Raw genomic sequence first — 24775 nt, forward strand, 5'->3', positions numbered from 1 at the left:
CTGTAATCTCGTCCCAAAATACCATCGAATATTTTTAGCCGTTTGATTCGTCACCGATGCGAGCATCTTGCGTCTCTTCATGGCCTGATCAAAGCCAAAATGCAGGATCCGTACGACGCCTGCGCGGGTGAAGGTCGCGGTCTCGACGGCAACCTCATCCGGCGTGCCGACATGCACCCGCCCTCTGACACCGGAGTATTCGCCCTCGGCCGTGGACAGGTGGTTTTTGGCGAAGCGGTCGGCGTGATCGGCTGCGTCCGCTGCAAGACCATTTCTTCTGCATGAACCTATCGCAGTCGAACGCGCTTAAGGCTTCCATGTCCTGCCGCGCCGATGGGTCGTGCAGCGGACCTTCGGCTGGATGGTGCGTTGTAGACGCCTCGTGCGAGACTACGAGCAACGCATCGATGTCTCCGAGGCTCATGATCAACGCAAGCGGTGTTCTGGCGACACCTTTCGGATCGCGCCGTGAAGAACGATGTTCGGAGCCTTTGAGGGCTTCGACATATGACCATTTCAAGGTTTACGCTTATCGCGCCCAGATCGCCGACATCGTCGATTCAACCCGGCCAATCGTATTTCTGGGCAGCGCGAACCATTGCCGCAGTGGCCGGGCTGAATTGCCTCCCCGGCACGGTTACAAGGGAAATGGTCCGCGTCACCGACGGCTCGACAAGCGGACGCTGCAGCAGTTCGGGCAACGTGACGGAGTATTCCGGCATGAAGGCGAAGCCAATTCTGGCGAGCACCATCGATTGCACCCAGTCTTCGCGCTCAGAGCGAAACCGGGCATACAGGTTCACATTGGTCTGTCGACAAACATCCATCACCATGTCTCGCATCTCGCATGACAGGCGATCAACATAGGGTTCGTCGGAGAGGTCGCTCAACCGGATGGCGTCAACTGCCGAAAGCCGATGGTCGGGCGGGAATATGACGACATAGCGTTCCTTGTAGAGTTCTTGGACGCGGAAGAAATCGCCAAGGCCGTCGAGAGGATTGAGGACGGCCAGATCGAGTTCGCCGCTTTCGAGACGGCTTTTCAGATCGCCGACTTTTCCTTCGCTGACCTCAAGGTCTACTCCGTGGAATTCCTTCTGGAACCGGGCGAGAAATCGCGACAGCTTCACATGGCCGATGGTTGACATGATGCCAAGGCGAATGGGCACCTGATCTAGAAGCCTGAAATTGTCGGCGAGAGTCCTGGCCGCTTCCGCCTCCTGCTTGATGTGTTGCAAATGCGGGAGAAGCGACCGACCGAACTCACTCAGGAGAACACGCTTTCCTTCCCGATGGAACAAGGCCGCGCCAAGTTCATCTTCGAGGGTCTTTATCGCCTTGGTCAGGGCGGGCTGCGACACATTGCATTGGGCGGCCGCCTTGGTGAAGTTCAAAGCTTCTATGGCCGCCAGCACATACCGGACCTGAGACATCTCCACGGTTGCCCTCTCCCAGAACTCCTCGGAACAGGATGATACCATACCGATCCATAGCCGTCGGTTATGGATCGATAAAAAACAAGTCGTTCCCGGCGGGCCCTGATCGTGGTCTGCTCTCCCCGCATGAAAAAGAGGAGGACGAAATGAGCGTCTATATGGTGGAACGGGATCTCAAAGGGATCAGCATGGAAGCCCTTGGTGGCGCGCAGAAAGCTGCGATAAGCAAGGCAAGGGAGATGTCAGCCGCAGGCACGCAGATCAAGTATCTTCGCTCAACCTTTGCGCCCGAGGACGGCCGCTGCATGTGCCTCTTCGACGCCAATTCCGATACCGATGTTAAACGTCTGAACGACGATGCAGGCCTGCCCTACCACAAGATCGTTCCGGCACTTGATCTTACGCCGTGACTGCCGAGGCCTGCTTGTCGTCACGAGAAACTGGCGGCAACCAAAACCGGGATGAACGTAACGTTATCAACATGAAGGCCAAAACGAGTTTCGATTCCGCGAAATGGGAATATCCTTTATGAAGGGCTGCATGAAACCCCCGAACATCTCGCAACATTAGCATTTTCAAACATTCTTGAATATCGGGCGACGCCGGGAGTGCGAGTGTCTGCCCTCGGTTAGTGTTGGATTGGGAGAAACGGTGGTTGCGCCGGAAGCACCTGCACGCCTCCCCATCGAACCAGTGCCATCGGTTCCTTATTCCTATCATAAGCGGTGTCCCGTTCACACCTTGGCTGGATAATTCCAGGGAAGCAGGTCATCGACCCGGCTCTGCTTGGGGCCGTTGACGATGGCGATCAGCGTGCTGGTCAGATAGGCCTGCGGATCAACGGCGTTGAGTTGCAGGTTTATGCCGACTGTCGAACTATGCCGAGTGCCTCTTTGACCATGGCGGTTGGAGTGCGCTTCTCCCGCCGTTTTGGCCGGAGATCAGCCGTTGGCACTCGGCATATTTCTCATGCTCAAAGGGCGTTCAGGAATTCCAGAAGCCGGTCGTTTGGTCGAAATCGTTCGGCCTTTGCGCGTTCATATGGCTTCAGCTTGGCAAGTGCGGATTCCTTCAGTTCAAGATGTGCGTGAAGATAGGTCAGCGTTGTGGCGCAAGACATGGGGCGACACCCGCTTCGAGCGAAGAGGGACGCAGTGTTCGCGCGCTTTGGCGACATATTTGTTCAGCAGCGCCTGCACGCCGTCGGCGCTGAGCTTGCCGCCGTGCGTGTTCGGAAAGAGAGCCGTTGCGCTCCGCTTCCTGGGCTCGTTGAGCCAGCCCCGAAGGGCTTGCTGTGCAACCTTGGTGAGCGGCGTACTTCGCTCCTTGCGGCCCTTGCCAACGCATCGCACGTGGGCACCGTGCCCCAGCATCACCGAGTCACGGTCGAGATCGATGATCTCCGAAACCCGCAACCCCGTTTGCGCGGCCAGCAAGAGCAGAGTGTGATCACGCCGTCCCAGCCATGTGCTGCGATCCGGACAGGCCAGGATCGCTTCAATCTCGGGCCTGGTGAGAAACTGAAGCTGTTGCTTGTCGCATCGCTTGCTCGGGATCGCGAGCACGCGTTAATCTGGGCGCTATGGGCCGGCTCCTCGAAAGACGCATATCTGAAGAAAGACCGAATGGCCGTGAGGCGGAGATTACGGGTCCTCACTGAGGCGGATCGCTGTGTCTCGAGGTCCTCCAGGAATGCGCCGATGAAAGGCGCGTCCAAATCCCGCAGCATCAACTGCGACGGAGACCTGCCAAGGCGTGTCTGCGCGAATGCAAACAGGAGCCGGAAGGTGTCGCGGTAGGAGGCGATGGTGTTGGAGCTTACGCCTCGATGTCGCATGAGCCGATCGGTGAACCACCGCTCGATCAGCACGGCCAGATCGTTCGGGGCACTCATGAGCGAGCCTCCCACCGCTTATCCAGCAGTCGCGCGGCATGGGTCATTAGCTCCGGCGCGGCGGATAGATACCAGTAGGTGTCGCGAACATTGGCGTGGCCGAGAAAGGTCGAGAGGATCGGCAGTTCCCGCTCGACTTCTTCGCCCGCACGATACCAGTTGATCAGGGTCTGGACGGCGAAACGGTGACGAAGATCGTGAACCCGCGGACCATTGCGCTGCCCCCCGCTGCCGCAGACCGATCTGTCGCGACAGCTGCCAGAACACCCGGTGCACGTATTGGTGCAGCAATCTGCCGCCCTGCTCGGCGACAAAGAAATAGGGGCTACGAGGCGCGACGAGATGCGCGTCGCGCGGCATAGTCCGACAGCACGGCGACCGTCGTGGCATGGAGCGGAACCAGCCGCGACTTGCCGAACTTCGTCTCCCGAATGGTGAGGATCCCTTGGTCGAGATCGACGTCGTCCCGGCGCAGGTCGAGCGCTTCGGAATGGCGTAGCCCGGCCACCGCTATCAATCCGAACAGGCAATGATATGTCTAGCGACGCAGGGCGTTGGCCGGCGGCAGCGACAGTGCCGCCGCCAGAAGCGCCGTGATCTCAGCATCGGTATAGATGTAGGGCTTTGCCCGCCGCGCCGGCGACACAGCGTCTTGAGGTGGCACTTCCGTCAGGGGTTCGAAATGAGCGAGGTGCTGAGCGAAGCAGCGCACATCGGTCAGGCGGATGGACCAACTCGGTTGTCGGCCGATCAACGTCACCCACTTCATTGCCAGCGCCGTGGTGATGGTCTCGGCGCCGCGAGCCTCCATGAAGGTGACGAAATCCGACAACCGTCGGGCGGGCCCGTGGTACTTGTATCCCAACCCCTGGCGCATGCCTACATAGCGCTCGAGCGCTGTTCGAAGCCGGCTCATTCGGCACCTCCCGGCCACGGCAGGCTCAGTTCGCGCAGCTTCTCGATGTCGAGCTTGGCATAGATCCTTGTGCTGTCGATGCTCCGGTGGCGAAGCAATTGGCCGATCTCGGCAAAGCTGGCCCCCGACCGCAGCAGGTCGGTCGCAAGGCTATGGCGGAAGAGGTGGGCGCCGTGGTGCGCATAGCCGTGAATACCTGCCCGCTCGAGTGCCTGCTTCGCAATCATCGTGATGGCGCAGCCGGAGGCAAAGCCGACATGCGGAGCAAGGGTTCGCACAAACAGGCGGCGGCACGGTGGGGCTGGTCGCCCATACCGGATGTAAGCGACGATAGCTGTGCCGACGTCGTGGCGTAGCGGCATCGTCGCTTGTCGCCGCCCCTTGCCATGGACAAGGATCTTGCCTGAGCGCCAGTCGATGTCATCAAGACTGAGGGCCGCAACCTCGCTGGCGCGCAAGCCGAGCTTGGCCAGGATCATCAGAACTGCATAGTCCCGATGCCCCATTGCCGTGGTCCGATCGCAGGCATCGAGAACCTGCTGGACCTTCTGTGGCGGCAGGAAGGTTGGCAGGCCCGCGAGCCGCCAGCGGCGGAAGGACGGCACGCAATCGGCCAAGGCCACCGAAATGAAGCCCTTCAGATGCAAGTAACGCAGGAAGGCGCGCACCACCCCGCACATCGCCTTGCCGCTGTCGGCGGAGCCATCGAGAGCATGTCGCTCGACATAACCGATGACGATCTCCGGGTAAGCGCTGCAAACCCCTCTGCGCCAGCCGAGCAGACCTCCTGCAGAAATGGGCGTGAGAGCAGCTTATGGCTTTCCACCGTCGAGGCGGCGAGCCCTCTCTCATTTGTGAGATAAGCCGCGAACACATCAACAATCTGCTCGTGCTGCGTGCGCTCAATCGGAGGCACGGCTGGTATCAAACCTTCTTGCCGTAATGAAGAAAGCAAGCGCCTGAGCGCCGATCGGTCCCCCGAGTCGAGGCTCCAGTGTTTGGAACGGTGCTCAAGAAACCGGTCAACGTGAACTTCGCTTAAATCGTGGGGATCGTGCCCGTTGCCAACATGCCAGTCCATCAGCTCGCGAAACCGGCTCAGCGATCGCCAGGTGCATTGCCGACCAAAGCCTTCGTTCGACAATCTAGCCGCGTAAATGCGGGCGAACTCGCCATACGACCCGTGGATCAGCTTTCGATAAAGTGTGCTGCGTTGCAGATAATCACTTGCGTTCATGTGTCCTCTCCTTCGCATCAATTGCGACAAAGAGAGCCTAGGCTATGCCGATCCTGCTACCGCTACGTTACTGAAAGCATTGGTAAAAACTTGCTCACTCGGCATAGTTCGACGGTCGGCATAAATCTGCTTATGCCGCGCGCGGCATAAGCAGGTTTCTACGAGCGAGGCGATTGTGGCCCAATTTTCGGCTCCTGCGTCGTGACCTGCGAAGAGCGCGTTCTTGCGGCTGAGGGCAATCGGCCGAATGGTTCTTTCGACACTGTTGTTGTCGAGCTCGATGCGGCCGTCAGAGAGGAAGAGATAAAGCCCGTCCCAGTATTTGGCGATGTAGTTCAGGGCCTCGCCTAGCGGTGATTTGGCAGCGACGCGAGCACGGTGATGGACGAGCCATGTTTGCATGTCAGCGATCACCGGTTTTGATCGCTGCTGTCGCGCAGCGAGGCGAGCTTCCGGGTCGAGCCCGCGCACGTCCGCCTCGATCCGATAAAGTTCGCCAATCCGCTTCACGCCTTCCTCGGCAATCGGCGCGGGTCCATTGCGAGTGATCTCCACCAGCTTGCGGCGGGCGTGCGCCCAGCAATAGGCAAGCCGAATGTCGGGACCGACACGTTTCGACGCGATCAGTCGATTGTATCCGGCATAGCGGTCGACCTGCAGAACGCCAGAGAAGCCCTGCAATATCCGTTCTGCATGCTGTCCCCCCCGACCGGGAGCATAGGTGAAGGCAACACCGGGCGGTGCACCGCCGCCCCATGGTCGGTCGTCGCGCGCCAACGCCCAGAAGTATCCTGTTTTGGTTTTGCGTGAGCCAGGATCGAGCACCGGAGCACGGGTCTCGTCCATGAAGAGCTTCGTCGAGTGCTTCAGATCTATGATTGCGGATTCCGGGAATTAACCGGACGGGTGGAGTGCACCCCCATACTGAGACAAGGAAAATCGCGGACACCGCCCCGCGATCAGCTATGCCGCCTTTTCCATCTGTCGTCCACCTGAATGCTTCTGTTCGTATTCCTCCGGCGTGAGATAATCGAGCGCCGAATGTAGGCGCTGCGTGTTGTAAACGGTATCGATGAAAGCGCCGATGCGCCTGCGGGCATCATCTGCATCCTTATACGCGAGACCTTGCACCTCTTCCTGTTTCAGGGTTTTCATGAAGCTCTCTGCCTTGGCGTTATCATAAGGATTTCCGACACGGCTCATGCTCGCCTGGATACCGCGACGATGCAGAAGTTCGGAGTAGGCCCCGCAGGCATATTGAACTCCGCGGTCGGAATGATGCACGAGGCTCCCGGGAGCGGGCTGGCGATCGGTGATGGCCATCTCGAGGGCCTCGATGGCAAGGCTTGCTTCGAGATGCGTATCCAACGCCCATCCGACCACCCTGCGGCTAAACGCGTCAAGCACAACGGCAAGGAAAGCAAACTCCTCAGCCAGATGCACGAACGTGATATCGGCAACCCATAGCTGGTTGACCCCACTGAGGATCATGCCCCTGGCAAGGTTCGGCACGACGTGCCAACCATGCCTCGAGTTCGTCGTTGCAGGAACAAAAGGCCTCGCGCGCAGGCACAGCAGATTGTCTTCACGCATGATGCGTAGAATGCACTTGTGGTTGATTGCCAACCCTCCCGCCGCAACAGGGCTGCGATCCGGCGGTAGCCGTAGTGCGCGTTGGTCAGTGCCGTCCTCTGGATGAGATCGCGCAAACCTGTCTCGGCCCGACGCGGGGCCGAATCCAGCCAGTGACGGTAATAACTTGCGCGGCTGACGCCAGCGAGCCAGCACATTCTATCGACGTTGAATTCGCCTTGCGACAGGCCGGTCGTCATCTTTTCGATGACTTTGAGGATCCCGTTTCGCCAGGAGCGCTGCTCCGACGATGATCTTCCTCGAAGTGCCGCAAGGCTTCTCGAAAAAAATCGAGATAGAGCTGCTGTTGCCCGACTTTCTGCTCCAATTCCCTGATCCGGCGCCTGGCCTTGGTCAGTGCCTTTTCCCGAGGTGTTGGCAAGTCGGCTGCGCTCTGCGACTGCGCTGCCGCGTCAAGTCCTGCTGTTGATCTGGCCGGCCGGCCGCGCCGGCGTGACTTCAGATTACCGTGGAGTCTGAGTTGATCACGCCACTCGTAAAATCGTTGGCGACTTATGCCAACCTCATCTGCTAACTTGCTGACGGTTTCGCCCGCGTCCATGCGCTGGAGAAGCTCCAGCTTTTGGTCCTCATCAATAACTCTTTGCCGTCCGGCCATGCCCCAGTTTCCTCTCCTTGCAGGGAAACTGTCCGCGATTTTCCTTGTCTCAGTATGGGGTGCACTCCATCGGAATACCTGTCCGGCTTCAGATCGGAATAGCCGTCCGGCATCACCGGAATACGCATATGATCAGCGCATCGAAGACGGGACGCAGTTCGAAGGCGGCACGGCCGACCCAATCGGCAAGCGTGGAGCGGTCGAGATCAATCCCCTGGCGGCTCATGATCTGCGCCTGCCGATAGAGGGGAAGATGATCGGCGTATGTGGAGACCAGTACATGCGCGACCGTGGCTTCCGTCGGCAGCCCCGCCTGGATCAGCCGTGCAGGTGCCGGAGCCTGGATGACGCCGTCGGTGCAAGACCGACACGCATATTTGGGGCGACGGGTGACGATGACGCGGAACTGCGCCGGATTACATCCAGCCGCTCGGAGACATCGTCACCGATACAATGCAGGCAACCGTCGCAGGTGCAGGTCAGACTTGGGGCTCGACGACCTCTTCGATACGAGGGAAGATGTTTGGGGAGACAGCCGCGATTGGTTGCGCGCGGTTTGGAGACACGTTTCCCCGCAGGAGCGTCGGCCTCGTCCTCAGCCTGGACGGCCGCGATGGCCGCTTCCAGATCCTCCAGCGCAAGATCGAATTGATCGGGATCGGTCTTCTCGGATTTGCACCCGAAGGCCGTCTGCTTGAAGGCGGCGACCAGTCTTTCCAGCTGTTCGATCCGCTCGTCCTTGCGAGCTTCACGTGCGGTTGCCGCGATCAGCATCGCTTTCAAGGCAACAATATCAATCATCGGGAAGATCCGCGCCGCTCAGCATGCGCTGGGTCTATCAAAACCGGCCTCGATTTGCCTTTGGAATTTGCCACCCGAGTCATCGTGCCGCAGCTACTCAATAGCCTCCGGCGTTCTCGTTTCGACGGTACGAACCCGACGCCAGTCGAGGCCCGCAAATAGCGCTTCGAACTGAGCATGGCTCAACGTCATCAGGCCGTCCTTGATGCCGGGCCAGGTGAAGGTTTGTTCCTCCAGCCGCTTGTAGGCCATCACTGTGCCGCTGCCATCCCAATAGATCAGCTTCAAACGGTCTGCCTTGCGCGACCGGAAGACGAAGACCGTTCCGGTGAACGGGTCCTTGCGCAGCTCGTTCTTCACGAGCGCCGCCAACCCGTCATGGCCTTTGCGGAAGTCAACCGGCTTCGTCGCCACCATGATCCGCACGCGGTTTGACGGGAAGATCATGCCAAGACCGCAAAAGAACGTGCCACAGCCACGATCCGAGCGGCAGATGCGCCTTCCTCCAGGCGGATGGTGACTGGCCCGACAATGATCTCAGGACGAGTGACTTCTCTAACTGGCCGCTCCGCATCGGACGTCTCAACAACCATGGCCGCGAACTCAACCGCATCCTCGGGCGCAGGAAGGATCAACTTGCCGTGCCGCGCCATCGTGCGCCAAGACGACAGGTGGTTCGGCTTCAGTCCATAACGCTCAGCAACCTCATTCACCGTCGCGCCCAGTCGCAGACACTCCGACACGATCCTGGCCTCCACCTCGTCCGGCCAATGGCCATGCCCCTCACGCCCGGCCTTCCTGATCGTGAGAACCTCCAACGTAGTCTCCATGGAGAAACTCCCTTCGCTCGTCCATGGAAAGCCGATCACAGATCACGGTAGACAGCAACGTGGGGGCTAAACACCGGTTACTGATCAACATTGCCCTCGGATCGCTCCTCGTCAGGCGAATTGCTCACTGAAGCCATTTTCAAAAGGACTCTGAGTACTTGGCCAGCACGTCGATCAAGGAGGTCGTCTCGTCTTTCGCGGCGTCAGCAAAGGCTCTCTGAAACATTGCTTCAAGGTGGTGTTTCATCAATCCGGCGGCCTTAGTTTCTTCTCCGGCCTCCAGAGAGTCAATTATCTCCAGATGTTCATCGGCATTGCATTTGGTCCAATTGGGTCGACCGTAAAGATACAATACTAAAGAGCTTTGCGAAAGGAGTGGCTCCAAATATTTTATTAGAATGTTGCTATTAGTCATCCTGACAAGTGAGCGATGGAACGCGCAGGCGTACCTCATGTATAATGCATGGTCTTTATTAAGATACTCATGCTCGCGTTTTACTGAATCGCGGAGTTCTGCGGCTTGCGTCTTACTGATGTTTCCTGCGAGATAACGTATGACTACATCCTCAAGCTCCATCCGGATACGAAGAACATCCATACCATGTTCGAAGCTGGGCTTCGCTACCGTTGCTCCTTTGTTCTGACGGATATCAACCAGTCCGTCGGCGGAGAGCATTTGAAAAGCTGTCCTGACCACGTGCCGGCTGACGCCAAACTGATTACAGATTAGTTCTTCTGGCAGCTTGGTCTCAGGCGCAAGCGCCTGTTCGACGATAGCGTTGGTCAATGCGTCACAAACATGCTGCGCATTGTTCCTTCCCTCTGACATAAAAAATGACTCCAACTTCGTTTATTGTTGATTATTCTATAAGAAATAATCAACGCTCGATATTGTGTACTCGAGCTTTCGGTTCAGCACTTGAACGCAACGCAAGCCCTGCCAAATGCGTCAATCACTCATATGTATATAATAGCTGGGCTAATCCGGTGTCCAGCTATCCTCTACCATCTCCTCAATCGATGCTGCCAGATTCCAGCTCGACCATCCTGATCGAGCCTGGGTTCGTCGCTTAGCCGTTGTACGCCGGGACGATTGTCGTCGAATGAAAAATTTAATAATTGACAATATGGCGATTCGATTGTCTATTTATCGGTGTAGATTATTGGAAAGATCCACAAATTGAGCGGAGGACTGGTCGGGCTTCCCTAGTCTTTGACCAGCGTATCTGCGCGGTACGAAAAGGAAGCCACCGTTGAGTGATATTGGAGTGGATTGGGAAGAACGCGTGGACTGGCAGCGCATACGCGCGGCACGCGTTCAAAGCGCAATTAAGGCGATGAAGGAAGAGGGCATAGGCGCCCTGATTGTTCAGAGAATTGAGAACTTGCGGTTCCTCACATGCATGAGGCCATTCACCAGTCTGATCTACTATCCTAGATACGCCGCAGTCCTGTTCGATACAGGTCACATTTGCCTCCTGACTGAGGGTGGCGACTATGAATTGGTCAAGAGAAGCATGCCGTGGATCGATGATTTGCGTGTGTGGCCGTATGATAGTGACGAAACAATTGCCAACGTCAGCGGATTATTCTCCGACAGAAGTTTTTCGACGGGCCGCCTAGGCTACGATGATGTGACGTCGCCCGCGGTACTCTTTGGTTTGAGCAAAAAGTACCCCGGTCTTGAAATGGTCGATGCCAACAAGACGCTCGGCCGAGCCCGATTGATCAAGGATTCGGAAGAGATCAAGGTTATCCGGGGTGCTGCTCAGCTTGCCGAAATCGGGATGCTCGCGGCCCGGGAAACGATTAAAGAGGGTGTTCGGGAAAGCACGATCGCAGCGGAAATGGCGCGAGCGATGCTGGAGGCCGGGGCAGACGCCCTCATTACACATCCTCAAGTGACCACCGATGCCCTTCGCCGTATGGCGACGGACAAAAGGCTTCGTTACGGCGAGGTTGCCCTTATCGACATCAATATCGGCTACAATGGATATGTCGGTGATTTTGCTCGCACATTTGCAGTCGGCCAGCCCAGTTCCGCGCAGCGCAAGGTGTTTCAGGTGCAACTCGAGTGCCTTCAGACTGCAGTTAGTCTGGTGAAGCCTGGGATTGACCCTCAAATTATCCAGGACGCGGTTCGTGACATTGTGGTCAAAGCCGGTCTCGAAAAGCACTGGCACGGCTACATTACGGGCCATGGCGTTGGCGTTGGTATCGGGCCAATCGAGCAGCCGCTCATCGGATCCACCATGGGGCCGGAGCGCGAGCTTCGCGAAGGAATGATCATCGCCTTCGAGCCTGGGATTTTCGACCCTGCAGTCGGCCCAATCCGCAACGAGGAGATGGTGCTCGTCACCGCCGAAGGGCACGAAACGCTTACACGCTTTGGATTCTGCGAAAAGCTTTCTGAGCGCTGAACGGAACAGATGAGGGCAGTCAAAGATCTAAATTAAATTTAATGGGAGGAAAGACATGAAAATAGTGCCAAGAGTGAGCGTGGTTGCTTTGATGGCGCTTGCGGGTTGGGTGTTGGGAGGGGCGAGTGTATCGTTGGCAAATCCCGATATCGACGCGGCCAGAGCCAACGTTGAACGTCATCGGCAGCTGCCGACTTTTGAAGCGCCAGGAGAGCCATTCAATGCCAAGCAATGCATGGCCGGCAAGAAGATCATGGCCATGCCTGTTTCCAGCGCCAATCCGTTCAACAAGAATATCGTGCAATCGATGGTCGAAGTTGCCAAGACGGTCGGCTTCGAGGTGGTGGAGTGGGAGAACCAAGGGCGCCCGACTCAGTGGGCCCAAGGAATAGAGCATGCGGCAAACAACAAATTTGATGCGGCCGTTCTGATCGGTGGCGTCAATCCTGCCGTTCTCGGACCGCAGATCGCTGAAGCCAAAAAGGCTGGTGTCGGCGTCTATACCGCTCACATGTACGATACCTTGCAAACCCCCGATCCGTCCTCGGAACTTTCTCTCAACGTCCGTTATCACTTGGCCGGCGAGCTTCTTGTCGACTGGATGGTTTCTCAGACCGACGGAAAGGTAAACGCGCTGATTATTGGGTCTGACGAGGTTGTTCCGACTTCGGCCTTCGTCAAAGGTATCACTGACAAGCTCGACCAGTGCGGCGAAGGCTGTAAGTACTCTTACGTGAATGCGCCCATTCCTGAGTGGGCGACCAAAGTGCAGCCGAGCGTCCAGTCTGCCTTAATTGCCGATCCAACTATCAACTACGTCGTTCCCATCTACGACAGCGCGGCTCAGTTCGTCATCCCCGCGATAAGGATAACGGGTAAGTCAGAACAGGTGAAAATCGCGACGTTCAACGGAACTCCGTTTGTATTGGACGCGATACGGGCGGGAAATGTCGAGATGGATATCGGCGAAAGCATCGGGTGGATTGCCCGCTCCATTCTTGATAGCAGCATGCGTAAGCTGTGCGGCTTGGAGACGAAAGACGAGCTGTATGTGCCGTTCTATGTTTTCGACAAGAGCAATGTTGAGAGTGCAGGTGACCCCGCCGCGTTCGACCAAGGTTACGGTGACTCATACCTGACCGGCTATCAAAAGCTCTGGGGCTTGGAATGATAACAGTCGCGAAAATTCAGGCGCCGGGCGAAATCCCGGCGCTTTCCATTCGCCAATTGTCTAAGCGGTTCGGAGGGGCGCTGGCACTGAATAACGTTTCGCTGGATATCGCTTCTGGCGAGGTGCACGGACTTCTGGGTCATAACGGTTCTGGAAAATCGACGCTGATAAAGATTCTGGCAGGGTTTCACAATCCTGAGGCTGGCGCCACTATCTCGGTAAACGGCAATCCGGTTTCGCTTCCGATGTCTCCGGCCGATCCAACTCGGCTGGGTATTGCTTTTGTCCATCAACATCTCGGCCTGATACCCAGCCTTTCCGTATTGGAGAACCTGCGCCTCTCCACCTTCGCCACGCAGTCGCGCTGGCTTATCAATTGGTCCTCGGAGCGCCGCCGGGCGCGCGAGCTTTTCGAGCGTTTCGGACTTGCGATCAATCCCGAGGCGCGGCTTGCGGATCTGGGCCAGGTGGAGCGGGCGATGGTAGCCATCGTCAGGGCATTCGACAGCCTCCAACAGACAGCTTCCGGCGGTAAGGGAATCATGATTCTCGACGAGCCGACGCCTTTCCTTCCGCGCTCTGGTGTGAAACAGCTCTTCGCGTTAGTCCGCTCAATCGTCGAGCAAGGATCGAGCGTGATCTTTGTTTCGCATGACATTGACGAAATCACGGAAATTACGGACCGCGCGACCATACTACGCGACGGTGTTGTTGCCGGCACCGTCGAAAGTAAACATGCCGCGCACGACGAAATCGTCGAATTAATTATGGGTCGACGAGTGAAGGTGTTCCAGACCGAGCATCGCGATCTCTCGGATCGGCCTGCTGAGGTCACTGTGAAAGGACTGAGCGGAGCGATCGTCAAGGATGCTTCAATAGAACTCCGTAAAGGCGAAATCGTCGGCTTGACCGGGCTGATTGGATCAGGTTTCGACGAGATCCCATATTTGCTGTTTGGCGCGGACCCTGTTTCTGCGGGCGCAATCAATATCGGCGGCGTTGAGTACGAGGTTGCCAGGCTAGCGCCCAACACTGCGATGGATATGGGACTGGCCCTTTTGCCTTCGGACCGTCTGGCACGGGCAGGGGTGGGGGCGCTCTCGGTCGCGGAAAACATGACCGTTCCGGTTCTGCAACGCTTTTGGTCGGGAGGATTTCTGAACTGGAGGGCCATCCATCGCTGGGCCGACAAACAGAATATTGTTTACGAGGTTCGGCCGAACCGACCAGAATTCAGGTTACAGTCACTGAGCGGTGGCAATCAACAGAAGGTGCTGCTGGCCAAATGGCTGCAACTGAAGCCTTTGCTTCTGATGTTGGACGAGCCGACACAGGGGGTTGATGTCGGTGCCCGGCAGAAAATCTATGAAGCTCTTCATGCTGCATCGTCCGAGGGCACGTCGGTTCTGTGCGCGAGCACCGATGCGGAGCAGCTTGCCCAGATTTGTGACCGCGTTCTGATTTTCACGCGAGGCAAAATCGTCTGCGAGCTCAAAGGAAATGAGATCTCAAAAGATTCTATCACCGAACAGTGCCTGAGAAGTGCCAGCCTAAGCATTCCGACCGGAGGGGAATAAAATGACCGATAAAACGGCACGAAACGACGCCGATATGACCGCCGACACGGGGAATCGCAGCGTCTTCAAATTTCTGGAGGCTTCCGCGCTGGTCATAGGAATAGTCGTTCTGATCGCGATCTTTGGCTATCTGAGGCCGGAGTCATTTCTCTCCTGGACTAACATTTCCACGATGCTCGGCTCTCAAGCTGTTCTTGTCGTGCTTACGCTTGCTCTGATCATACCGTTGACCGCAGGTGATTTCGATCTGTCGGTAGCTGCGAATTTGACATTGTCGGCGATGGTTCTAGCCGTGCTCAACGCGCAAATGGGATGGCCGCTCGCAGCCGTCGTGCCGATTTCTCTCGGCGTCGGCATCATCACTGGTTGTGTGAATGCTTCGTTTATCCTTTATTTTCGAATTCCTTCCCTGATTGTCACCTTGGGAACAGGTACATTTCTCAGCGGAATTGTTCTCTGGATCAGCGGTTCAATGACCATTAGCGGGCTCTCGCCGTCCCTTGTCGACTATGTGATTGTAAAACGTGTTCTCGGGGTCCCGCTCGCATTCTACTATGCGCTGCTTTTGTGCGCGATCTTATGGTACGTGTTCGACTACACGACGATCGGCCGCCGCCTTCTATTCGTCGGCCGTGGACGAGAAGTTGCACGCCTGTCCGGGATACGGGTGGACCGGATACGGTTTGGCTGCCTTGTCGCGTCTGGCTTCCTGAGTTCTGTGGCCGCGCTCATCTATGCCGGGACCATTGGGGCTGCCGATCCACTCTCTGGCGGTTCGTTCTTGCTCCCCGCTTTTGCTGCCGCATTCTTGGGTGCGACTAGTATTGTTCCTGGACGCTTTAATCCTTGGGGCTCGCTATTCGCAGTCTATTTCTTGGTGGTGGGCATCACCGGGCTTACGATTCTCGGCATCCAGACATTCGTTCAAAATCTGTTTTATGGCGGCGCCTTGGTAATAGCGGTGGCATTGTCGCAGCTTGTCCGCAAGCGCGAACCGCAAGACTTCAGCTGATCCTTTCTTTCCGCTGATGCAGCGTCTGCCGGGCTCAGGGTTCTCTCCGGGGTTCGATCGCAAGGATTGCCGCATGTTTGCGTTGGAACGGGCGGGACGAAGTGTTGTTCGCGGTTCCATAGGACCGCATGCGGGGGAGCTACCTCATCCGCGCAGCGTCCCGGCAAGGACGTGTCTGGGAATTGGGAGTTGATTGGGGAATCGATAGCTCGTCCTCAGGCTGCAGCAGCGGCGTGGCGGAACGGCTCGTTCATCTTCCACATGGCGTGGAGGATGACGGCGAGCTTGCGCGCCACCGCGACCTTCGCCTTTCTGACGCCGGCACCCTTGGCGATCCGCAGGCCCCAGGCCTTCAGGATAGAGAAGCCAATCTGCCGCGTCAGGATCACATTGGCGGCTTCATAGAGGTGGGTGGAGCGCACCCCGTTTTGACCGAACAGACGGCGGTTGGGTTTAGGCACTGAGGCGGATGAACTCGCGCGGCGATTTGAACTTCAGTCCTGAGTGCGGATGGGATTCACAGGAGTCTTCGAACCATCCAGGCAGCAAGGCCGGATGGTGTCGGTGTCGGTCAAGATGTGAGTTACGGCATGGTCGCGTTTGAGGGTATGTAACCGCCCGGTTGTTGCCGCCTGCCGGATGAGGCGTCGATGTCCTAAGACACGTCTTTAACGTCGTCGTTTGCGACGTGTTTTAGGCGAGGAATGGGATGCGTGTCGAAATTCTTGGGCAGGAACGTCGGCGTCGGTGGTGTGATGATAAGAAGCTCGAGATCGTCATGTCGGTTGGGGCTGACGGGGCGACGGTGACACAGGTTGCGCAGCGCCATGAGGTTACGCGCCAACAAATCTACGCGTGGCGGCATGAGCTGAAGAAGAAAGGATCTTGTCGCCGGCGACGATCTTTCTGCCGATCGAGATGCCCGCGCCACACGAGATGGCTGCCGCTCCCGAGCCAGGCGAGCGTGCGCCGGCTGCGACGATGCCGATTGAGGTGCAATTGAATTGCGGGCGGAGGCTTCGCTTTGACAGTGGGGTTGATCCCGTCGTGCTGACGCGGCTGGTTCGGGCGGTTGAGACGGCATGATCGGACCGGGGACTGGCGTTCGGGTCTATCTTGCCTGCGGGATCACGGACATGCGCAAAGGAATCGAGGGCCTGGCGGCGCTGGCGCAGGATGTGTTGCGCCAGAAGCCGACGGGAGGAGCGGTCTTCGCCTTTCGGGGAAGGCGTGGTGACCGTTTGAAGCTTCTTTATTTTGATGGCCAGGGGTTCTGTCTTTATTACAAGGTCTTGCAGAAGGGCCGCTTTCCGTGGCCGTCGGCGGCCGACGGGGCGGCCCGACTGACGTCAGCGCAAATGGCGATGTTATGGGAAGGAATTGACTGGCGGCGCCCTGATTGGGGTGCGCCGCCGGCTCGCGTCGGATGATTTTATCCTTTTGAATCTAATGGTTTTTATGGCTCACCGACCTGACTTGTGGTAGTCAGGTTCATGTCGAACGCCGCCGAGAATCTTCCCGACGACCCGGCCTTGCTGAAGGCGATGATTGCCGCCTTGCAGGCGGAAAATGCGCAGATGTCGGCGACGTTGCAGCGCATGACCAGTTGATCCAGACCCTGCGGCTACGCATTGCCAGGCTGAAGAAACAGGCATTCGGCAAGTCCTCGGAAAAGATCGAGCGGGAAATCCAGCAGCTGGAACTGGCGCTGGAGGATCTGTTGATCGCTGCGGCGGAAAGCAATGCCGGGCCAATCAATGAGGCCGATGAGGCAGCGTCTGCTGCGCCTGTGGCCAGCGTGCCCGAAAGGATTATGCGCCGTCGTCCGCGCGTATCGGGGAAGTCAGTTCGCGAGCGCAGGGAACTCGATCCCGGCACCTGTTGCCCCGCTTGCGGCGGTGAACTGCGTCTTGTGGGCGAAGACGTTAGTGAAATCCTCGACATGATCGCCGCGCAGATGAAGGTCATCGAGGTCGCCCGGTTGAAGAAATCCTGCCGCTGCTGCGAAAAGATGGTGCAGTTGCCCGCGCCCAGCCGTCCGATCCCTGGCAGCATGGCGGGTGCCGGTCTTTTGGCCTACATCCTGGTCTCGAAGTTCGACGATCACCTGCCACTGTATCGTCTGAACGAAATCTTCGCCCGCATGGGTGCCGACATTCCCGATAGCACACTGGTCGATTGGTGCGGCCGCGCCATGCGGATGCTCCAGCCGCTGATCGAGCGGATCGAAACCGTGATCATGGGCAGTGACCTTCTCCATGCCGACGACACCCCGATCCGGGTGCTGGATCGCTCGCTGCGAGACAAGGGGCTGGGGAAAGGCGTAAAGAAGGGCAGAACTGGACATATGTCCGCGATCAACGTCCATGGGCGGGCGCTGCCCCGCCCGGTGCGGTCTATTATTTTGCCCCTGACTGGAAAGATGACCACGTCCATCATCACCTCAGGCAGACAAGCGGCATCCTTCAAGCCGATGGCTACAAAGGCTACGGGAAGCTTTATGAGCCTGGAGCGGACGGAGCATCCCGCTTCTGGGCGGCGGCATGCTGGGCGCATTGGCGCCGCGACTTCCATGATATCTGGACCTCGAACAAATCCGGGATCGCGCGCGAGGCTCTCGACCGTATCGGTGGGCTCTACGACATCGAGCGCGATGTTGCCGGCCAGCCTGCCGATATCCGCCTTGCCGCCCGTCAAAAGCACAGCAAAGCAAAGGTCGAGGCATTCCGCGTCTGGGCCGAAGCACAACTGACCCGCATTCCGGGAAAAGGTGAACTGGCAAAAGCCTTCCGATATGGCCTGAGTCGCTGGAAATCGTTCTGTCTGTTCCTGGAAGACGGTCGCGTCGCCATGGACAACAACGCCGCCGAGCGAGCCCTGCGCCCGATTGGAATCGGAAGAAAGAACTGGCTATTTGCCGGTGCCGACACAGGGGCAGAGACCTTGGCGCGTGCCATGACGATCATCGAGACGTGCAAGCTGAACGGCATCGATCCGCAGGCCTGGCTGGCCGACGTGCTCGATCGCATCCACGATCACAAGATCAATCGTCTCGATGAGCTGCTTCCCTGGAATTGGTCGCCTGTTACCGCCATCTCCGCCGAGGCCGCCTGATGGCAACCGTGACCCATGTGTTCAGCATCGACTACGTCGCCACATTGCTCGATGAAGATGCCGAACTCCTTCAGGCGATCGTCAGCAACGATGACAACCTGAGCTACGGCAGCAGCAGCAGCGTCTACACCGGGCCGGACGAGGCAATAACTTCGCTCACCCGCGACGGAATTGAAGAGCTGGAGCAAATGCTGACCAATGCTCGCCGCACCGCCGACGAATGGAACGACTTCCTCGAAGCCTTCATCGATGACGGTGAACTCATCGCTCGCATCTAAGCGAAATCTCAGCGGTAACAACCGGGCGGTTACGAGGGTATTGACGAAGGACTCGGACATCCGTGGCTCTGGGTGCTGCGAACCGGGGTAAAGAGCAAGGTCAACCCCAGGGCCGCTACGGTGTGGGCGGTCTGCCGGGCGATGTAGGCGCTGCGGAGCTCGACCGATGTGACCATCAGATCACAGACCATTTCAGCGGAGATCCCAGCCTTGGCGACGGCAAGCCAGCCAATGATTTCGCGGTCGCAGGCATCGATGACAAACAGGACTCTCACGACCTGGCTGTCACGGGCACGGAGCTCCAGGTGGTCCGAACACCAGCGCACGTTCAAGCGCAAGGCAACGACCACACCGTCATGGGTTTCGGCCGGGCGTTGCGCAGTGTGGCGTTGCAGCGGGACCGTGGCGGCGGATAGAACAGCAAGGTGTTCCTGCCGATCCGGAGTTTCAGACGCGCTATTCCCGTTTTCGACATAAATCTGATCGGTCAGTACGGCCAGGACGGTGCGGGCATGGTCAACCACCCCGCCCGCCCTCGCGGCGGCCGCGCGTTCAGGATGGACGCAGCGATGCTGATGCCCCGTGCAGCGAGTGAAGCGGAACACGACGGGATGATCGCAGGTGGAAGGTCTTTGCGCTTCACGATCGAACTCGCCAGTTGCGTCAATCGCTGCCTTGGACAGTTCAAATGTCGAGAGCGATTTCGCGACTGGCGGCCTGGAGAATACCCCAGGCATGGTCGGCAAACGATCGCCAGACCTCAATGCGGAACCGGTCTTCAGCTTCGCGGACAAGGATGATCTGCGCCTTGTCGAAGATGGTCCTGCAGCCCGTGCCGACCGGCATCACCTCGATGTCGAACGCAATGGCCGAGCGCAATGCCAACACGGCCCCGCCCCCCTCGACCTCGATGCCGATCTCGCGATGGCTGACATCAACAAGGCTATGCGGCACTGTCGCATAGAGCTTGGCAAAGGCCGTTTCGATTGCGTCTTGTTCGGCCAGTGGGACAACCAGTTGCCACTCGTCCGGCCCGAGGCGCACGGCTAGCCTGCCTTTAGAAAAGGTGACGTCGCCGATCTTACCCGGCAATGGCGAACCGAATGCCTTTGCAGCTTGCGCCGCTTGTGCCGGATCTATCCTCAGGGCGAAGCGGGCTCCGTCGGCGACGACGCGGATGTTTAGCGGCGTCACCTTGCGAACGGCAATCTCGCGGCCGATCAGCGGATGATGTTCATGCAGCATGACCGTCCTCCTATGCGCTCAGGCGCTTGTTTTCGGGGTCGAAGAATACCGTTCCGACAACCTTGGCCGTATGGGTCCGCCCCGGCGTCGGCACATGGATGATCTCGCCTTCCCGCGCCTTGCCACCTTCGATCACCGCCATGGCAATCGAGCGTCCGAGCGCGACACTCCAGTAGGACGAGGTGACGTGGCCGACCATTTTCATCGGCAAGGCCTGGTTGGGATCGAGCACGATCTGAGCACCTTCCTCCAGCACGGTGTTTGGATCGGAAGTGAGCAGGCCGACGAGTTGCTTGCGATCGGTTTTGAGCATGTCTGTCCGCATCAGCGAACGCTTGCCGACGAAGTCGGGCTTGGCCTTGCCGATGGCCCAGCCGAGACCGGCGTCATCAGGCGTCACGGTGCCGTCGGTGTCCTGTCCGACGATAATGTAGCCCTTCTCGGCGCGCAGAACGTGCATCGTTTCGGTTCCGTAAGGGGTGATGCTGTATCTCTGGCCGGCCCGGTGGAGCTCTTCCCAGACCGCCCGGCCGTAGCGCGCCGGCACGTTGATCTCGTAGCCGAGTTCTCCGGTGAAGCTGACCCGGAACAGCCGGGTCGGCACGCCGCAGATCTTGCCCTCGGCAACCGACATGTGCGGGAGCGCCTCTTCGGAAAGGTCGATGCCTTCGACCAGCGGCTCGATCAACTTGCGCGCGTTCGGGCCGTTGAGCGCGATCACCGCCCATTGCTCGGTCGTCGAGGTCAGCCAGACCTTGAGATCGGGCCACTCGGTCTGGAGATAATCCTCCATCATGCCCAGCACGCGCGCCGCACCGCCGGTGGTGGTGGTGACATGGAAACGGTCGGTGGTCAGACGGCCGATGACGCCGTCGTCACGGATGAAGCCATCCTCGCCAAGCATCAGGCCGTAGCGCAGGCGACCGGGCGCGAGCTTCGTCCAGGAGTTGGTGTACATGCGGTTCATGAATTCGGCGGCATCCGGCCCGACGATCTCGATTTTGCCGAGTGTCGAGGCATCGAACATGCCAAGGGACTCGCGAACTGCCTTGCATTCGCGCGCCACGGCGGCATGCATGGTCTCGCCCTTTTTCGGGAAGTACCAGGCGCGGCGCCACAACGACACCGGTTCGAATTCCGCGCCGTTCTGCTCGGCCCAGCCATCGATCGGCGTCTTGCGGGTCACTTCGAACAGTTCGCCGCGATTGTATCCGGCGAAGGCGCCGAAGGTGGTCGGCGTATAGGGCGGGCGGAAGGTGGTGAGCCCGACCGCCGGCGCTGGCCGCTTGACCGCGTCAGAGGCAATGGCGAGGCCGTTGATGTTGGAGGTCTTGCCCTGGTCGGTCGCCATGCCGGTGGTGGTGTAGCGCTTGATGTGCTCGATCGACTTGAAGCCTTCACGCACCGCAAGCCGGATGTCCTTGGCGGTGACGTCGTTCTGGAAATCGACGAAGGCCTTGGCCTTCGAAGTGTTCTTGTCGGTCGGCAGTTCGCGGTTGTTGGCACCTGTCAGCACCAGTTCGCCATCGACCCTGTAGGACGCGGCTTTCGCCGCGAACCCGGCGTCTGAAGCTGCTGCCACACCGGCTGCGGCACCCTCGGCAAGTGCTGCCGCAAGGCTGAACACGCCGTTGCCGGCGCCGGCGCAGCGGCTCTCCTCTGTGGCGGCGCCAGGAAGGAACATCTGCCCTTCCTCGTTCCAGTCGAGCTTGCCCTTGGTGTGCGAAAACAGATGCACGCTCGGCGTCCAGCCGCCGCTCATCAAAAGCGCGTCGCACACAATCGTCCGCGCCGGCCCGACAACGCCGCTGCGGCTCACCGGATTGGCGCACACGGAGGCGACGCGCAGCCGGCCGCTGGTGCCGGTGACGGTCCAGCCGGACAGCACCTCGACCCCGAGGGCCGCGGCGCGTTCCATCAGATGACTCGATACGGTAGGCCTGATGTCGATGATGGCTGCCACCTTGACGCCTGCCTCTGCCAGGTCGAATGCGGCGAGCCAGGCTGAATCGTGCGAGGTGACGATGACGGGACGGTTGCCGACCTTGACGCCGTAGCGGTTGAGATAGCTGCGCGCCGAGCCCGCAAGCATGACACCCGGGCGATCGTTGCCTTCGAACACCAGCGGCTTTTCGATCGAGCCCTGGGCCAGAACGACCTGGTTGGCGCGAACCTTCCACAGCCGCTCGCGCGGGGCATCCGCCGGCGGGTTGGGAAGGTGGTCCGTCAGACGCTGGCAAAGGCCGACAAGGTTCTGGTGATAGTAGCCGATGGCCGTGGTGCGCGTCAGCACCGTGACATTGTTCATCGCAGCCAGCGCGCTGCGTGCCTCTTCGAGCCACTGCCAGCCGCTCTGGCCGTTGATGCCCGCGTCCGTTTCAGACAGCAGCGAACCGCCAAGCTCGGCCTGCTCGTCGACCAGGATCACCTTGGCGCCGCTCTTGCCGGCGTCGAGCGCTGCGGCAAGTCCGGCCGGACCGGAACCGACCACCAGCACATCGCAATGGGCGAAGCGGCTGGCATAGGTGTCGGGGTCGGGCGTGGTCGGCGACTTGCCGAGACCGGCGGCGCCCCGGATGATGGGCTCGTAGACCTTGTTCCAGAACGACTTCGGCCACATGAAGGTCTTGTAGTAGAAGCCGGCGGAAAACAGCATGTAGAGCGCGTCGTTGACAGCGCCGATGTCGTGCTTCAGGGACGGCCAGTGGTTCTGGCTGGTGGTGTTCAGCCCGTCGAACGCCTCGAGCACGGTTGCGCGGGTGTTGGGCTCGAAGCGACCCGGGCCCCGGTCGGTGCCGACCAGCGCATTGGGTTCTTCCGAGCCGGCCGACAGGAAGCCGCGCGGGCGATGGTACTTGAACGAACGGCCAATCAGATGGACGCCGTTGGCAAGCAGCGCCGAGGCAAGCGTGTCGCCCTCGAAACCGGCATAGCTTGCGCCGTTGAAGGTGAAGCGCACCGGCTTGCGCTGGTTGACGCGGCCTTTTGCTGGGATGCGGTAGCTGGTCATGACCGTGCTTCCTCGAGTTCGGTCTCTGTCGGGCGTGGCAGCCCGGCCTTGTAGGTCATTGCGAACTTGTCGCTGACGGTGTCGCGAACGGCATTGAAGAACCGCCCGCAGCCATGCTGGTGTCGCCAGCGTTCGAAGTGGGTGCCGCGCGGATTGCTGCGAATGAAAAGATGCGTCTTCCATTCATCGTCAGTCAGCTTCGACGGATCGGCGGGGCGCGCGATATGCGCCTCGCCGGCATAGGAGAATTCGAGCTCCGGGCGCTCGGCCTCGCAATAGGGGCAGCGAATGAGTAGCATCTTGTACCTCCTCAGTGCGCGACGGCTGCGGCGGCGGCTTCATCGATCAGCCGGCCGGTGGTGAAGCGTTCGAGCGTGAACGGCGCATTGATCGGATGCGGCTCGTCGCGAGCGATGGTGTGGGCGAAGACATGGGCCGACCCAGGGGTTGCCTTGAACCCACCGGTACCCCAGCCGCAATTGACGTAGAGCCCGGGAACCGGCGTCTTGCCGATGATCGGCGAACGGTCTGGCGTGACGTCGACGATGCCGGCCCATTTGCGCAGCATGCGCATGCGGGTGAAGATCGGAAACACCTCGCAGATCGCTGCCACCGTATGCTCGATCAGCGGCAGACCGCCGCGCTGACTGTAGGAGACATACTGGTCGGTGCCTGAACCGATGACCAATTCGCCCTTATCGGACTGACTGAGATAAGCGTGGACCGAATTCGACATGACCACGCATGGGAAGATCGGCTTGACCGGCTCGGAAACCAGCGCCTGCAGCGGGAAGCTTTCGAGCGGCAGCCGCACACCGGCGGTATCCATGACGACCGAGGTGCCGCCGGCGGCGGAAACCGCGACCTTCTTGGTCTTGATGAAACCGCGCGCGGTCTCGACGCCAATGACCTTGCCGGAAGCGTCGCGGCGGATCGCAGTCACCGGGCAGTTCTGGATGATGTCGACGCCGCGCGCCGCAGCACCGCGAGCATAGCCCCACGCGACCGCGTCATGGCGGGCGACGCCGCCACGGCGCTGCAAGGCAGCCCCCACCACCGGAAAGCGGGCATCCTTTGCGATATTGAGTGGCGGGCAGTATTCCTTTGCCTGCTCAGGCGTCAGCCATTCGTTGTCGATGCCATTGAGCCGGTTCGAGTAGATGTGGCGCTTGAAGCTTTGGGTGTCATGCACCGAATGCGCCAGCATCATCACGCCGCGCTGCGAGAACATGATGTTGTAGTTGAGTTCCTGGCTCAACCCTTCCCAGAGCTTCATCGCGTGCTCATAAAGCATCGCGCTTTCGTCATAGAGGTAGTTCGAGCGGATGATGGTGGTGTTGCGGCCGGTGTTGCCGCCGCCAAGCCAGCCCTTCTCGATGATGGCGACATTGGTGATGCCGTGTTCCTCGGCAAGATAGTAGGCGGCGCCCAGGCCGTGGCCGCCGGCGCCGACGATGACGACGTCATATTCGGCCTTGGGCTGGGCATCGGGCCACTGCGGCTCCCAGTTCTTGTTGCCGGTCAAGGCATTGGACAGAAGCGACGAAAACGAAAAGCGGGTCATGACGCACCCCCGGAGTTCA

At 59.2% G+C, this 24775-nt stretch carries 19 protein-coding genes and 9 pseudogenes; 8 read left to right on the forward strand and 20 right to left on the reverse strand.

Features of this window, described 5'->3' with window-relative positions:
* Positions 1-37 precede the first annotated feature (37 nt).
* Both CO731_RS03495 and CO731_RS03505 read right to left on the reverse strand, forming a co-directional pair.
* Positions 38-207: pseudogene (locus CO731_RS03495) on the reverse strand (tartrate dehydrogenase); the annotation flags it as partial.
* Between the two features lie 353 nt (positions 208-560).
* Positions 561-1433: a LysR family transcriptional regulator gene (locus CO731_RS03505; protein WP_159097857.1), complete on the reverse strand. Its 873-nt coding sequence runs from the start codon at positions 1431-1433 to the stop codon at positions 561-563.
* Between the two features lie 149 nt (positions 1434-1582).
* Between CO731_RS03505 and CO731_RS03510 the strand changes: the two genes are divergently transcribed.
* The gene (locus CO731_RS03510) at positions 1583-1846 is read left to right on the forward strand and encodes a DUF4242 domain-containing protein (protein ID WP_108605976.1); all 264 of its coding nucleotides are present in this window, start codon (positions 1583-1585) and stop codon (positions 1844-1846) included.
* A 324-nt stretch (positions 1847-2170) separates the two neighbouring features.
* On the opposite strand, the pseudogene CO731_RS03515 reads toward CO731_RS03510, so the two are convergent.
* The 12 genes and pseudogenes from CO731_RS03515 to CO731_RS03565 all read right to left on the reverse strand — a co-directional run.
* A pseudogene (locus tag CO731_RS03515) lies at positions 2171-2326 on the reverse strand (transposase domain-containing protein); the annotation flags it as partial.
* Positions 2327-2409: 83 nt separating this feature from the next.
* Positions 2410-3330, reverse strand: a pseudogene (locus CO731_RS03520) (tyrosine-type recombinase/integrase).
* Positions 3327-4246: pseudogene (locus CO731_RS03525) on the reverse strand (tyrosine-type recombinase/integrase). Before CO731_RS03525 ends, CO731_RS03520 begins: the two co-directional pseudogenes overlap by 4 nt.
* Positions 4243-4917 carry a site-specific integrase gene (locus CO731_RS29190; protein ID WP_245439602.1) on the reverse strand — a complete coding sequence of 225 codons (675 nt, stop codon included), beginning with the start codon at positions 4915-4917 and terminating at the stop codon, positions 4243-4245. Before CO731_RS29190 ends, CO731_RS03525 begins: the two are co-directional and overlap by 4 nt.
* Positions 4884-5483 (reverse strand): hypothetical protein, encoded by a 600-nt coding sequence (locus tag CO731_RS29195; RefSeq protein WP_245439604.1) that lies wholly within the window; start codon positions 5481-5483, stop codon positions 4884-4886. The genes CO731_RS29190 and CO731_RS29195 overlap by 34 nt, the downstream gene beginning before the upstream one ends.
* A gap of 150 nt (positions 5484-5633) precedes the next feature.
* Positions 5634-6371: pseudogene (locus CO731_RS03535) on the reverse strand (IS66 family transposase); the annotation flags it as partial.
* 75 nt (positions 6372-6446) lie between these two features.
* Positions 6447-7271, reverse strand: coding sequence for an IS3 family transposase (locus CO731_RS03540; RefSeq protein WP_256371656.1), 825 nt, complete (start codon positions 7269-7271; stop codon positions 6447-6449).
* A 40-nt stretch (positions 7272-7311) separates the two neighbouring features.
* On the reverse strand, positions 7312-7734 hold the full coding sequence (locus CO731_RS03545) for a helix-turn-helix domain-containing protein (protein ID WP_108605978.1): 423 nt from the start codon (positions 7732-7734) through the stop codon (positions 7312-7314).
* Positions 7735-7864: 130 nt separating this feature from the next.
* Positions 7865-8560 (reverse strand): annotated as a pseudogene (locus CO731_RS03550) (transposase); the annotation flags it as partial.
* Between the two features lie 68 nt (positions 8561-8628).
* Positions 8629-8982, reverse strand: a complete 354-nt coding sequence (gene tnpB, locus CO731_RS03555; RefSeq protein ID WP_108605979.1) for an IS66 family insertion sequence element accessory protein TnpB — start codon at positions 8980-8982, stop codon at positions 8629-8631.
* The gene (locus CO731_RS03560) at positions 8979-9365 is read right to left on the reverse strand and encodes a transposase (protein WP_108605980.1); all 387 of its coding nucleotides are present in this window, start codon (positions 9363-9365) and stop codon (positions 8979-8981) included. The genes tnpB (CO731_RS03555) and CO731_RS03560 overlap by 4 nt, the downstream gene beginning before the upstream one ends.
* A gap of 139 nt (positions 9366-9504) precedes the next feature.
* The gene (locus tag CO731_RS03565) at positions 9505-10194 is read right to left on the reverse strand and encodes a GntR family transcriptional regulator (RefSeq protein ID WP_108605981.1); all 690 of its coding nucleotides are present in this window, start codon (positions 10192-10194) and stop codon (positions 9505-9507) included.
* A gap of 424 nt (positions 10195-10618) precedes the next feature.
* Here CO731_RS03565 and CO731_RS03570 point away from each other — a divergent pair, with 424 nt between their 5' ends.
* From CO731_RS03570 to CO731_RS03585, 4 genes are read left to right on the forward strand one after another with little or no spacing between them, the layout of a single operon-like run.
* On the forward strand, positions 10619-11785 hold the full coding sequence (locus CO731_RS03570) for a Xaa-Pro peptidase family protein (protein ID WP_159091551.1): 1167 nt from the start codon (positions 10619-10621) through the stop codon (positions 11783-11785).
* 55 nt (positions 11786-11840) lie between these two features.
* Positions 11841-12956, forward strand: a complete 1116-nt coding sequence (locus tag CO731_RS03575; RefSeq protein WP_108605983.1) for a substrate-binding domain-containing protein — start codon at positions 11841-11843, stop codon at positions 12954-12956.
* A complete protein-coding gene (locus tag CO731_RS03580; protein ID WP_108605984.1) occupies positions 12953-14533 on the forward strand; it encodes a sugar ABC transporter ATP-binding protein in 1581 nt (526 codons plus the stop codon). The genes CO731_RS03575 and CO731_RS03580 overlap by 4 nt, the downstream gene beginning before the upstream one ends.
* A 1-nt stretch (position 14534) precedes the next feature.
* The gene (locus CO731_RS03585; RefSeq protein ID WP_108605985.1) at positions 14535-15545 is read left to right on the forward strand and encodes an ABC transporter permease; all 1011 of its coding nucleotides are present in this window, start codon (positions 14535-14537) and stop codon (positions 15543-15545) included.
* A 215-nt stretch (positions 15546-15760) separates the two neighbouring features.
* Here the strand turns inward: CO731_RS03585 and CO731_RS03590 are convergent.
* Positions 15761-15967 (reverse strand): annotated as a pseudogene (locus CO731_RS03590) (IS110 family transposase); the annotation flags it as partial.
* Positions 15968-16627: 660 nt separating this feature from the next.
* Here CO731_RS03590 and tnpB (CO731_RS03605) point away from each other — a divergent pair.
* The 3 genes and pseudogenes from tnpB (CO731_RS03605) to CO731_RS03615 all read left to right on the forward strand — a co-directional run bounded on the left by tnpB (CO731_RS03605) (position 16628) and on the right by CO731_RS03615 (position 18937).
* Positions 16628-16975, forward strand: a complete 348-nt coding sequence (gene tnpB / locus CO731_RS03605; protein WP_108605986.1) for an IS66 family insertion sequence element accessory protein TnpB — start codon at positions 16628-16630, stop codon at positions 16973-16975.
* Between the two features lie 63 nt (positions 16976-17038).
* Positions 17039-18659, forward strand: a pseudogene (locus tag CO731_RS03610) (IS66 family transposase).
* Positions 18659-18937, forward strand: coding sequence for a hypothetical protein (locus CO731_RS03615; protein ID WP_108605987.1), 279 nt, complete (start codon positions 18659-18661; stop codon positions 18935-18937). The pseudogene CO731_RS03610 and the gene CO731_RS03615 overlap by 1 nt, the downstream one beginning before the upstream one ends.
* A gap of 33 nt (positions 18938-18970) precedes the next feature.
* Here CO731_RS03615 and CO731_RS29205 read toward each other — a convergent pair.
* The 5 genes and pseudogenes from CO731_RS29205 to CO731_RS03640 all read right to left on the reverse strand — a co-directional run.
* Positions 18971-19323 (reverse strand): annotated as a pseudogene (locus CO731_RS29205) (IS3 family transposase); the annotation flags it as partial.
* 298 nt (positions 19324-19621) lie between these two features.
* A complete protein-coding gene (locus CO731_RS03625; RefSeq protein WP_108605989.1) occupies positions 19622-20182 on the reverse strand; it encodes a sarcosine oxidase subunit gamma family protein in 561 nt (186 codons plus the stop codon).
* A 10-nt stretch (positions 20183-20192) separates the two neighbouring features.
* Positions 20193-23192: a sarcosine oxidase subunit alpha gene (locus CO731_RS03630; RefSeq protein WP_108605990.1), complete on the reverse strand. Its 3000-nt coding sequence runs from the start codon at positions 23190-23192 to the stop codon at positions 20193-20195.
* On the reverse strand, positions 23189-23491 hold the full coding sequence (locus CO731_RS03635) for a sarcosine oxidase subunit delta (protein WP_108605991.1): 303 nt from the start codon (positions 23489-23491) through the stop codon (positions 23189-23191). The genes CO731_RS03630 and CO731_RS03635 overlap by 4 nt, the downstream gene beginning before the upstream one ends.
* A gap of 11 nt (positions 23492-23502) precedes the next feature.
* On the reverse strand, positions 23503-24756 hold the full coding sequence (locus CO731_RS03640) for a sarcosine oxidase subunit beta family protein (protein ID WP_108605992.1): 1254 nt from the start codon (positions 24754-24756) through the stop codon (positions 23503-23505).
* Positions 24757-24775 lie beyond the last annotated feature (19 nt).

Source organism: Aminobacter sp. MSH1 (genome assembly GCF_003071665.1).
In the GTDB taxonomy this organism is placed as follows: domain Bacteria; phylum Pseudomonadota; class Alphaproteobacteria; order Rhizobiales; family Rhizobiaceae; genus Aminobacter; species Aminobacter niigataensis.

What these genes read in the sequence shown, in the direction of transcription:
- CO731_RS03505 (WP_159097857.1), bottom strand. Translation starts at nt 1,433, where the DNA reads ATGTCTCAGGTCCGGTATGTGCTGGCGGCCATAGAAGCTTTGAACTTC.
- CO731_RS03510 (WP_108605976.1), top strand. Translation starts at nt 1,583, where the DNA reads ATGAGCGTCTATATGGTGGAACGGGATCTCAAAGGGATCAGCATGGAA.
- CO731_RS29195 (WP_245439604.1), bottom strand. Translation starts at nt 5,483, where the DNA reads ATGAACGCAAGTGATTATCTGCAACGCAGCACACTTTATCGAAAGCTG.
- CO731_RS03545 (WP_108605978.1), bottom strand. Translation starts at nt 7,734, where the DNA reads ATGGCCGGACGGCAAAGAGTTATTGATGAGGACCAAAAGCTGGAGCTT.
- tnpB (WP_108605979.1), bottom strand. Translation starts at nt 8,982, where the DNA reads ATGATCTTCCCGTCAAACCGCGTGCGGATCATGGTGGCGACGAAGCCG.
- CO731_RS03560 (WP_108605980.1), bottom strand. Translation starts at nt 9,365, where the DNA reads ATGGAGACTACGTTGGAGGTTCTCACGATCAGGAAGGCCGGGCGTGAG.
- CO731_RS03565 (WP_108605981.1), bottom strand. Translation starts at nt 10,194, where the DNA reads ATGTCAGAGGGAAGGAACAATGCGCAGCATGTTTGTGACGCATTGACC.
- CO731_RS03575 (WP_108605983.1), top strand. Translation starts at nt 11,841, where the DNA reads ATGAAAATAGTGCCAAGAGTGAGCGTGGTTGCTTTGATGGCGCTTGCG.
- CO731_RS03580 (WP_108605984.1), top strand. Translation starts at nt 12,953, where the DNA reads ATGATAACAGTCGCGAAAATTCAGGCGCCGGGCGAAATCCCGGCGCTT.
- CO731_RS03585 (WP_108605985.1), top strand. Translation starts at nt 14,535, where the DNA reads ATGACCGATAAAACGGCACGAAACGACGCCGATATGACCGCCGACACG.
- tnpB (WP_108605986.1), top strand. Translation starts at nt 16,628, where the DNA reads ATGATCGGACCGGGGACTGGCGTTCGGGTCTATCTTGCCTGCGGGATC.
- CO731_RS03615 (WP_108605987.1), top strand. Translation starts at nt 18,659, where the DNA reads ATGGCAACCGTGACCCATGTGTTCAGCATCGACTACGTCGCCACATTG.
- CO731_RS03625 (WP_108605989.1), bottom strand. Translation starts at nt 20,182, where the DNA reads ATGCTGCATGAACATCATCCGCTGATCGGCCGCGAGATTGCCGTTCGC.
- CO731_RS03630 (WP_108605990.1), bottom strand. Translation starts at nt 23,192, where the DNA reads ATGACCAGCTACCGCATCCCAGCAAAAGGCCGCGTCAACCAGCGCAAG.
- CO731_RS03635 (WP_108605991.1), bottom strand. Translation starts at nt 23,491, where the DNA reads ATGCTACTCATTCGCTGCCCCTATTGCGAGGCCGAGCGCCCGGAGCTC.
- CO731_RS03640 (WP_108605992.1), bottom strand. Translation starts at nt 24,756, where the DNA reads ATGACCCGCTTTTCGTTTTCGTCGCTTCTGTCCAATGCCTTGACCGGC.